A 9,407-nucleotide genomic window follows, 5' to 3' on the forward strand; every position below is an offset into this window, starting at 1 on the left:
GGGGGGGGGGGGGGGGGAAGCGGGATAGTGCATCATTGGAGGCGAAGCGCAACACCGCCTCCCCTCCACCACCGACCTCTGGTCGGCGGTCCCCCTCCCCGAGACAAGCTCGAGGAGGATTTGAGTTTCAGAGCATATCTTCCAGCATCAATGCAGCCGTCGCCTTGGCGCTGCCGACCACGCCGGGGATGCCCGCGCCCGGATGCGTGCCTGCGCCCACGAAGTACATGTTCGGGATGGCATCGTCGCGGTTGTGCGTGCGGAAGTACGCGCTTTGCGTCAGCAGCGGCTCGAGGCTGAACGCGCTTCCCAGATGCGCGTTGAGATCGTTGCTGAAATCCTGCGGCGTGTAATGGAAGCTGGTGACGATCCGCTCGTGAATGTCGGGGATCAGCCGGTGGCCGATCTCGTCGAGGATCCGCTTTTCGTAGATCGGACCCATTTCCTTCCAGTCGATCGGCAATTTGCCCTGATGCGGCACGGGGGAGAGCACATAGAAGGTGCTGTGCCCCGGAGGCGCCATGCTGGGATCGGTGACGGTCGGGTGGTGCAGGTACAAGGAGAAGTCCTTGGACAGCACGCCATGGTCATAGATATCGTCGAGCAGGCCCTTGTAGCGCGGACCGAACAGGATCATGTGGTGCGGAATTCCGGGCCAGTCACCCTTGATGCCGAAATGCGCGACGAACAAGGAGGGCGAGAACTTCTTCTTCTTGAGGCTCGCCGCCGCGCGCTTGCCGCGGCCCGATTTGCCCAGCAGGTCGCGATAGCTGTGCACGATGTCTGCGTTGCTGGCGACCGCATCGAAGCTGTCACGCCAGCCGCTCTTGGTCACCACGCCGGTGACCTTGTCGCCCATCGTCTCGATCTCGGTGACCGGGTCATTGAGGCGCACCGTGCCGCCTATCCGTTCAAAATGCGTGACCATGCCCGCGATCAGCCGGTTGGTACCGCCCTTGGCGAACCACACCCCGCCGTCCTTTTCCAGCTTGTGGATCAGGGCGTAGATCGAGCTGGTCTTCATCGGGTTGCCGCCGACCAGCAGTGTGTGGAAGCTCAAGGCCTCGCGCAGTTTCTCGTTCTTCACGAACGATGACACGATCGAATAGACCGAGCGCCAGGCCTGATACTTCATCAGCGCGGGCGCCGCCTTGATCATGCTGGCAAAGTCGAGAAACGCCTTGTGGCCGAGCTTGAGATAGCCCTCGTCGTGCACGCCGGCACTGTAGGTCAGGAACTTCTCGTAACCCGCGACATCGGCGGGGTTGAGCTTCTCGATCTCGGCGCGCAGGCTCGCCTCGTCGTTCGAATAATCGAAATTGGTGCCGTCGGGCCAGTTGAGCCGATAGAACGGCATCACCGGCATCAGCTCGACATCTTCGCTGATGTGGTGGCCCGAAAGCGCCCACAGCTCCTCGAGGCACGGCGGATCGGTGATCACGGTGGGACCGGCATCGAAGGTGAAGCCGTCCTTTTCCCAGAAATAGGCGCGGCCGCCCGGCTTGTCGCGGCCTTCGATAACGGTGGTGGCAATTCCGGCAGATTGCAGGCGGATGGCGAGCGCCAGCCCGCCGAATCCCGACCCGATGACAGCAGCTTTCTTCACGTGATAATTGGCCCCTGGTTGCGACCCGAATGCGCGGGCAGATTGTGCAGCACTATAACGTTACGTGGCCGATGATCCAGCAGATGCGCAGATTTTAAGCCAAAAGTTGCGACCGCTGCGCCCGGGTCAGCGTTGCAGCACCGCCATGCCGCTACGGGTTGCGGCCAGCAGCGCGGCTGCGCGCTCTGCCGGATCGGCAAAACCGTCCCTGAGCGCCCTGGACCGCAGCTCGATGCTGAGCGGAATTGCCGATGGCAGTGCATCGATCAATGCGCGCAGCGGCAGGCCTCCGGTGGCAATGTCGAGCCGCAGGTCGAGCGCTTCCTCGATGATGGCGGGCACATCCTGCGGCAATGGCCCCAAAGCTGCGGCATCGCAGAACTGCGCATAGGGCAGCAGGCGCGGATCGACGCCCTGCAACATGGCCGGAGTCGCCCCGGTGCGCGCGAAATGCAGAGGATCGATCAACAACCCGGCAGCGGGATGGTTGGTGCGGCTGATGACATCGAGCGCGGCGGCGAGCGAGGCGATCTCGGTAAAGGCGGCAAACTCCAGGCATACCCGCATCGCCCGATCGGCGGCGTGTTCGCACAGCCGCCGCAGCTTGTCGGCGCTGGACTGCGGGTCGGGGTCGGAGCTGACCACCAGCACGTTGCGCGCGTCGATCGTGGCACCGGCATCGATGATTCGCAGATGATCGGGATCGTCCGCGCCGGGCTTCAGCCAGACGACCTCGACATCGAGCACCACGGTCCCCGCGTCCCGGGTGCGGGCGCGAACCTCTGCGGCGGTCGCCGCCGTCCAGGTCGATGGCTCGACCCAGATACCGACCGCAGGCCATCCCGCGGCAATGGCTGCAGCCGCAGTCTGCTCGGGCGAGAATTCAGGCAGAACGCCCGATGCCAGCGAGAGCAGATGGCCGCTCATGCGGTCATTGCGGGTTCAGCGCGGCCATCGCGGCCCCCACCGAGGCACCGATCTCTTCGGGGCGCGGATTGCGCCGCAGCGTCAGCCCGCCATTGGCGTGAATATTCTGCCCGGTCACGAAGGTGCGATCGTCGCACAGCCACAGCACGGTGTGCGCGATATCGTCCGCGGTGCCGATCCGGCCCAGCGGATATTCCTTAGCGAACGCTGCCTCCAGCCCCGGGGTCGCTACCGCGCTTGCCGCCATCGGCGTGGCGGTCAGCCCCGGCGAGACGACATTGGCGCGGATGCCGTTTGGGCCATACTGGTTGGCAAAGCAGCGGATCAGCGCCTCGGACCCCGCCTTGGTGCCGATATAGGCGGCGTGGTCGTAAATCAGGCATTGCGTGGTGGCAGACGAGATCTGGATGACCGATCCGCCGTTCGTCATCGTGCGCAGGCACGCGTTCAGCATGTGGTGGACGCCGGTGAACTGCAGCGCGACCATTTGCGCGAGATCGTCATCGGTCACATCGGCCCAGGACTTCATCAGCCCCCAGCCGGTGGCGTTGATCGCGATATCGACGGTGCCGTGCCGCGCGGCGGCGCCATCGAACAGCGCGTCGACGTCTGCCCGGCTGGTGAGGTCGCAGGTCACCGCCTCGCCGCCGATCTCGGCTGCCAAAGCTTCGATCGGTTCGCGCTTGCGCCCCGACACGATGACCTTCGCCCCCGCGCCGGCAAGCAGCCGTGCGATCACCTGGCCCATATTGTGCTCGCCCGCCGCACCGATGACGATCGCAGTCTTGCCGGTCAGGTCGGTCATGCTGCGGCCTCGTTCACAAAGCGCGCGGTGGCGACGCCATCGGGTCCGTATACCGGCTCTTTCAGATCGAAGCGGTACTTGCGGGTATCGGCGTTCAGGATCGTGAACTGCGAAAGGTGCAGCAGCATCCCCTGATAGGCGGGGCCTTCGAGATGGAACTGCAACTCGTCGGCGCTGTCCCACTCCTCGAACACATGCACCCGGCCCGGATCGTGCGGATCGGCGGTCCAGGCGTAATGACGGCAGCCGGGCTCGGCGAGCGCCATCGCGATCAGGTCGCGCGCGCCAGCGAGCGCGGTGTCGCGGTTCCCGATCGGAAAATCGACCTCGCCTGCAATGACAATACTCATTTGGCCTGTGTCTCCTTGAGGATGCTGAAATGCCGCTCGGCAAAGCGCCAGCCATCGGCGGTGCGGGTATAGACATCGAGGTACTGGCCGATCGGGCGGCTGACCGATCCATCGGCGAGTTCGAGATATTCATGGGTGTAGACCCGGCCCGTCGCGCGGTCGCCATCGATGGCGATGTGGCCGATCTGCGCAAAGAACGCCACGAACGGAAAGCCCGCCATCGCCTGCGTCCACAGACCGACGATCGCGTCGCGCCCGCGGACCTCGGTGCCCGCGAGGTTCCACAACGCATCCTCAGTCCAGGTCGCGCCCCAGTCCTGCGGGTCACGGCGGAACACCGCGTCGGTGTAGCTGTCGATCAGCGCGCGGATCGCGAGCTGATCTTCGCTTGCCCCCCGAAAGCCGCTCACGGCAGCTGTCCATTCAGATACTTGTCCATCGTCTGGTGGAACTGGCGGATGCGGCCTTCCTGGTAGCGGCCTAGTTCGACGCGGTTGTTCGCCGAGGCGATCAGGCCCTCCTGCACATAAGGCAGGTTCTCCATATCCTGGTCGAAGACCTCGCCCAGCGCGCCCCATTCGGTGACCGTTGCCCAGGGCTGATCCGGTCCAAGAAAGCGCATTTCGGCAGCTTCGGGCATCGCGCCGTCCTTGGGCTTGCGGCCCAGCAGCCGCACCTCCATCAACGTCGCGTTCTGGTCGGGCCAGGGGCGCCAGCGATAGACGATGTTGGGCACGAACCCGCCCCAGGGCGAGAGGTTGGGGAAGATGTTGTAGGTGAACGCATCGAGCATCTCGCTGTCCGAAATGTCCGAACTGTCATAGCCCAGGGCATCGAGATAGTTGGCGCGGTTGGTCTCGGCCATTGCGGTGCGCGCGGTCTCTCCCTCGGCAAGCTTGCGGCCTTCGAGCGAGGCCGAGCGGCCCGAGGTGCGGCTGAACGCTGCGATGATGTCGTCTTCGCTCAAGTTGTCCGCCGCCAGATGCGGGCTGGGCAGGCCGAACGGGGTCAGCGCGAGGTTCGCATGATCGCCCCACATCGAATAGCGGGTGTTGGCATCGCCGGTATAGGGCAGGATCTGCGGGTGGGTGACGATCGAGTGCCATGCTTCCATAAAGGCTTCGGACACCGCCTTCCAGTTGGCGTTGATGACCTTGCCGATCCACAAAGCGGTATAGCATTCGTCGAGACGCCAGCGGCCGAACCGGTCGTAGACTTCTGCGCCCATATAGTCGCGAAGGCTCACCTGCGTGCTGCTTTCGGTGACGTAGATAAAGCCCTGCCAGCGCTCGACCCGCAGCTCGGGCAGGCTCATGTCGCGTTCTTTCAGGTGCTGGAAATCCCATTCGCACGGGATGTGCTTGATCGCGCCGTCGGTCTTCCAGGCAAAGCCGTGGAACGGGCAGGTGAGGTCGTCGGCCGAGCCGCTCTCGGTGCGCAACTTGCGGCCCCGGTGCAGGCAGACATTGTGGAACGCCTTCACCGATCCATCGTCCTGCCGCATCACCAGATAGGACCGGCCGACATTGTTGTAGACGACATAGTCGCCCGGTTGCAGCAGCTCGTCCTCGCGCGCCGCCATCTGCCAGACATTGGGCCACATGTGCTTCTTTTCGGCCTCGAAGAACGCGGCGCTGGTATAGCGCTCGGCGGTGACCGGCTCGGTGCCGAGATCGCGCCAGCTGTCGCCGCGGACCTCATCAGGCACCGTGCGGCTGTCAAGGTCGAGGATCTCGTCGACCGTGATCGCCGGGCAGCGGTCGGCAGGATAGGTCCGGCTCGCATCTTCCATAGGGTACTCTCCTCGTTCGTTCTGTTCTTTTCGCGCGTCAGGGAAGCCTAAATCGGCATCCCGATGGCCTCGGCGATATGCTGGTGGACCGCCTGCGGTGCGCTCTCGTTGGCGCCCAGCACGACGTGGAAATCTTCAGGCGCGGTCTTCAGGTTCGCATAACCGTGGCTGGCGACACGATAGTCCTCGGTCTGCACGACTTCGGCGGTGGCATCGTACGCCATCTCGCACACGCCGCGATACGCTTCGTCGATGATCCCGAACGGCGCATAGACGCCGAACTGGCAACGGGTCTTGCCGACGCCATCGGGGAACAGCCGGAACACCTGGGTGAAATACACCCCCGGGGTCACCGCGCCGAAGAAGATCACGGTGTTGGGGAACAGGTAATGCACCCCGCCATATTCGGTGTCGGGCCATTCGGCCTCGTCTCTTCCGACCAGATCGCCCACCGTCTTGTCGGGGAAGCTGATGCGGTGGTGGCGGCCAAAGCGTTCGAGCACCGAGATGTCGTTGTAGTGCGTCTGGCCGATGGTCGAGGCGTGCAAGGCGGCGAAGTGATAGCCCTCGCCATAAGTGTCGAGCGCGAACTTCCAGTTGGACTCAGCGCGCAAGATGCCCTTCTTCACCGGCACCGCGCGGTGCAATTCGATCAGCGCGAGCTGGTCAGCGAAATCGCCCAGATGCGCCGCGGCATCGATCGGTTCGCCCTCGGATGCGCGCACAAAGATCAGCCCCAGATGCTCGGTGCAGGGCAGTTCGAGCAGGTCGCGCGCGCCGATGTCGCAATCGGCAAAACCCGCCTTGCCCGGCTGGCCGACGAGCTTGCCCAGGTTGTCGAAGGTCCAGGCGTGGAACGGGCAGGAGATGCGGCTCGCCTTGCCGGTGAACGGTTCGGCCTGCTCGACCAGCTTCGCGCCCCGGTGCGTGCACAGGTTGCGGAAAGCGCGGACGACAGTGTCCTTGCCGCGAATCACCAGGATCGAAGGGCCTGCAGCGTCGAACACCAGATAATCGCCGGGCTCGGGGATGTCGCCGGTCAGCCCCGCGACCAAGGGCTGCCCCAGGAACAGGTGCTCGCGCTCGGCCTGGAAGCGGGCTTCATCGATATAGACGGACTTGTGCAACGGCAGTGGACCGTCTGCCATGTCGGTGGTCTTGTTCGCTACATTGGCGACGATCCTGCGGCGGATTTCGCGCGCACGCAGCTTGCGCGACGCCGCCCAGTCGGGCGTCAGGCTGTCGGACGGATCGCGCTCGGCCATGCAAGGCCCTCCCAAATTGGACAATGGCAATTGCGGGCACCATGCCAGAAAGGGGCAGGGCAAAGACACTATTGGTTTAGTCAGTGGAGACAGCGCCGCCATGAGCCATCCATCCATCTCCGCCATCGGCAAGCCGATGCAGATCGCGTTCGTGCCGCCTGATTTCGACGCCGCGCTCAAGCACTGGACTCAAACGATGGGGGTCGGCCCGTTCTTCGTGATGGAGAACATCGTGCTCGAGGATGGGCGGTTCATGGGTGCGCCGTCGGACTGCCGCTTCACCATCGCGCTGGCGCAATGGGGCGATGTCCAGATCGAGCTGATCCGGCAGGACAATGATGCGCCCTCGATCTACCGCGGCGACTATCTGCCAACAGGCGGGGCGATGCATCATGTCTGCCTGCTGACCGACGACATCGCAGGCGCCCGCGCGGCAGTCGAGGCGGGCGGCGGGCTGGTGCTGGTCGAGGGCAAGGTGGGGGCGGACGGCGCGGTGATCTATGCCGATTGCGGCCCGGCATCGACCCGGCCCAATGCGGGGGCTATTGTCGAGATATTGCAGCCAGCGAGTGGAAGCGAGGGGTTCTTTGCGATGATCGCAGAGGCGGCGAAGGGCTGGGACGGGACGGAGCCGGTGCGGGTGCTGGGGTGATCCCTAGCTCTCTCCCCTTCAGGGGAGAGAGCTGCGTTTCTCAATCGCTCGCGCCCAGATACCCCAGTTGCCCGGCCTTGAAGATCGTCTGGCTGCGGTTGACCGCGTCGAGTTTTTCGCCCGCGCGGTGGATGTGGTAGCGGATGGTGGCGTGGCTGCGGTCGAGGATCATGCTGATCTCCTTGTCGGTCTTGCCGATCGCCGCCCAGCGCAGGCATTCGACCTCGCGCTTGGACAGCATGCAGTCCGCAGGGATCCGCCGCTTGGTGCGCATGACCATGACATAGCCCGCGATGAACCGCCGCGTCATTGCCGCCATCAGGTCGGCGTGCTTCTCGAACGGCTCGGAAAGGTCGGTGAGGTCCTTGTCGAGCGGGGTGAAGCTGACCGATCCGATCTGGCCGAAGGGCAGGTGGATCGGCACCATGATCGCGGCATGGCACAACGATCGCTTGCGGAAATCGGTAAGGTCCATCTCTTCGAGATATTCGTTGCGCCAGCGCCCGAACATGCCGTGCTCGTTGCACCAGAACGGCTCGCTCTCGTAGCGGCAGGCGCGCGGCAGCGGCGAGTTGAGCGCCAGCCTTGTATCCTCCCACCAGCGTTCGCCATCGGCCATCCAGCCGAAGATTTCTCCGTTGATGATCGCGCCATCGGCATCGATCATCGGTTCCTTGGACGAGATGTCGTCGCAGGCGGCGACCCTGAACCCCCGTGTCTGCGACATCTCGTGCAGCGCGACCGCGGCATCGTGAATGTCTTCGACCCGGCGGATGGTGACGCGCTGTGCCAGCGTGTTGACCGGGTTGTTGCGGCCCTCGGCTTTCTCGGTGAAATGACGTGGTGTCTCGATCATGGTCTTGCCTTTGATTCGATCCTGCTCTCCGCCCCGAAGAGTATGTCAGACTGGGGTACAACGCTACGGAATGTTGGCATTCATGCGGCTTTTGGCGCGGAGTGTGACATATTGTGCCACCACGCGGTCAATCGGTGGTCCGCGCGGCCTTGTCCTTGTCGTTCGCGCCGCGAATCTGCGACGCCATGTCGGCCCATTGCGCATCGTCCATCCGCGACAGGCCCTGGTAGAAATTGCCTGAATTGGCCTGATAGCCCGCGCCGTCGATGGCGATGGTCTGGCCGTTGATATAGTCCGCGCCGCGCGCCATCAGCAGCACGGCCAGATTGGCCAGCTCGTGCATTGCGCCGACCCGGCCCATCGGGTTGGACCGGTCGGCGTTGCGGCCCTGCATCCCTTGCGCATTGCCGGGCGATAGCCGCTCGGTCATGCCCTTGGTGGGGAAGGTGCCCGGCGCAATCGCATTGAACCTGAGGCCATAGCGGCCCCATTCGGTGGCCAGGCTTTGCGTCATCACGTTGATCCCGGCCTTGGACATCGCCGAGGGCACGGTGAACGGCCCGCCGTTCCATACCCAGGTGGTGAGAATGGCGAGGAAATTGCCATGAATCTGCTCGGCGATCATCCGCTTGCCGATGTTGTGCGTCATGTAGAAAGTGCCGCGAAACACGATGTCCGAGATCGCATTGAAGCCGTTGACGCTGAGGTCTTCGGTGCGGCTGATGAAGTTGCCCGCCGCGTTGTTGACCAGACCGGTGAGCGGCCCGTGCTGCGTCCAGATCTGCTCGACCATCGCATCGATTGCATCGGGCTTGCGGATGTCGCAGGCATGCGCTCCGATTGTGCCGCCGTGCCGGGTCATCAGTTCGTCGGCGGTGGCTTCGAGCACCGCGCCGCGCCGCCCGCAGATGTGCACCTCGGCACCGAGATATGCGAACGCCTCGGCCATCACCTTGCCCAGCCCGGTGCCTCCGCCGGTCACCAGGATGCGCTCGCCCTGCATCAGGCCGGGTCGGTACATGATCTGGGTGATGTCCATGGGGGGTCTCCTTGATTGTTGTTTTCTTTTTCCACTCCCGCTCGCGGGAGGGGTGGCTGAGGCGCAGCCGAAGCCGGGGTGGTCCTAGTACCAATGCCGTTTCAGGGCCCCCCCC

At 64.2% G+C, this 9,407-nt stretch carries 10 protein-coding genes; 1 reads left to right on the top strand and 9 read right to left on the bottom strand.

What is annotated here, in order from left to right; genetic code table 11:
• Positions 1-127: 127 nt before the first annotated feature.
• The 7 genes from IP68_RS18880 to IP68_RS18910 all read right to left on the bottom strand — a co-directional run bounded on the left by IP68_RS18880 (position 128) and on the right by IP68_RS18910 (position 6,745).
• Positions 128-1,606 (bottom strand): phytoene desaturase, encoded by a 1,479-nt coding sequence (locus IP68_RS18880; protein ID WP_054136576.1) that lies wholly within the window; start codon positions 1,604-1,606, stop codon positions 128-130.
• A 126-nt stretch (positions 1,607-1,732) separates the two neighbouring features.
• Positions 1,733-2,533, bottom strand: a complete 801-nt coding sequence (locus tag IP68_RS18885) for a sugar phosphate isomerase/epimerase (RefSeq protein ID WP_054136577.1) — start codon at positions 2,531-2,533, stop codon at positions 1,733-1,735.
• 4 nt (positions 2,534-2,537) lie between these two features.
• Positions 2,538-3,338, bottom strand: a complete 801-nt coding sequence (locus IP68_RS18890) for an SDR family oxidoreductase (RefSeq protein ID WP_054136578.1) — start codon at positions 3,336-3,338, stop codon at positions 2,538-2,540.
• Positions 3,335-3,688, bottom strand: coding sequence for a putative quinol monooxygenase (locus tag IP68_RS18895; RefSeq protein WP_054136579.1), 354 nt, complete (start codon positions 3,686-3,688; stop codon positions 3,335-3,337). Before IP68_RS18895 ends, IP68_RS18890 begins: the two co-directional genes overlap by 4 nt.
• Complete coding sequence (locus tag IP68_RS18900) at positions 3,685-4,098, bottom strand: nuclear transport factor 2 family protein (protein WP_054136580.1); 414 nt, start codon at positions 4,096-4,098, stop codon at positions 3,685-3,687. The genes IP68_RS18895 and IP68_RS18900 overlap by 4 nt, the downstream gene beginning before the upstream one ends.
• The gene (locus IP68_RS18905) at positions 4,095-5,480 is read right to left on the bottom strand and encodes an SRPBCC family protein (RefSeq protein ID WP_054136581.1); all 1,386 of its coding nucleotides are present in this window, start codon (positions 5,478-5,480) and stop codon (positions 4,095-4,097) included. Before IP68_RS18905 ends, IP68_RS18900 begins: the two co-directional genes overlap by 4 nt.
• A gap of 47 nt (positions 5,481-5,527) precedes the next feature.
• Complete coding sequence (locus IP68_RS18910) at positions 5,528-6,745, bottom strand: aromatic ring-hydroxylating dioxygenase subunit alpha (RefSeq protein WP_054136582.1); 1,218 nt, start codon at positions 6,743-6,745, stop codon at positions 5,528-5,530.
• Positions 6,746-6,845: 100 nt separating this feature from the next.
• Here IP68_RS18910 and IP68_RS18915 point away from each other — a divergent pair, with 100 nt between their 5' ends.
• Entirely contained in the window at positions 6,846-7,397 is a 552-nt protein-coding gene (locus IP68_RS18915; protein ID WP_054136583.1) for a VOC family protein, read from the top strand.
• A 40-nt stretch (positions 7,398-7,437) separates the two neighbouring features.
• Here IP68_RS18915 and IP68_RS18920 read toward each other — a convergent pair whose 3' ends face one another.
• Positions 7,438-8,253, bottom strand: coding sequence for a helix-turn-helix transcriptional regulator (locus IP68_RS18920; protein WP_117351689.1), 816 nt, complete (start codon positions 8,251-8,253; stop codon positions 7,438-7,440).
• Between the two features lie 127 nt (positions 8,254-8,380).
• Complete coding sequence (locus tag IP68_RS18925; RefSeq protein WP_054136584.1) at positions 8,381-9,292, bottom strand: SDR family oxidoreductase; 912 nt, start codon at positions 9,290-9,292, stop codon at positions 8,381-8,383.
• Positions 9,293-9,407 lie beyond the last annotated feature (115 nt).

Origin of the sequence: Blastomonas sp. AAP25, from assembly GCF_001295965.1 — a bacterium.
Classification (GTDB): Bacteria; Pseudomonadota; Alphaproteobacteria; order Sphingomonadales; family Sphingomonadaceae; genus Blastomonas; species Blastomonas fulva.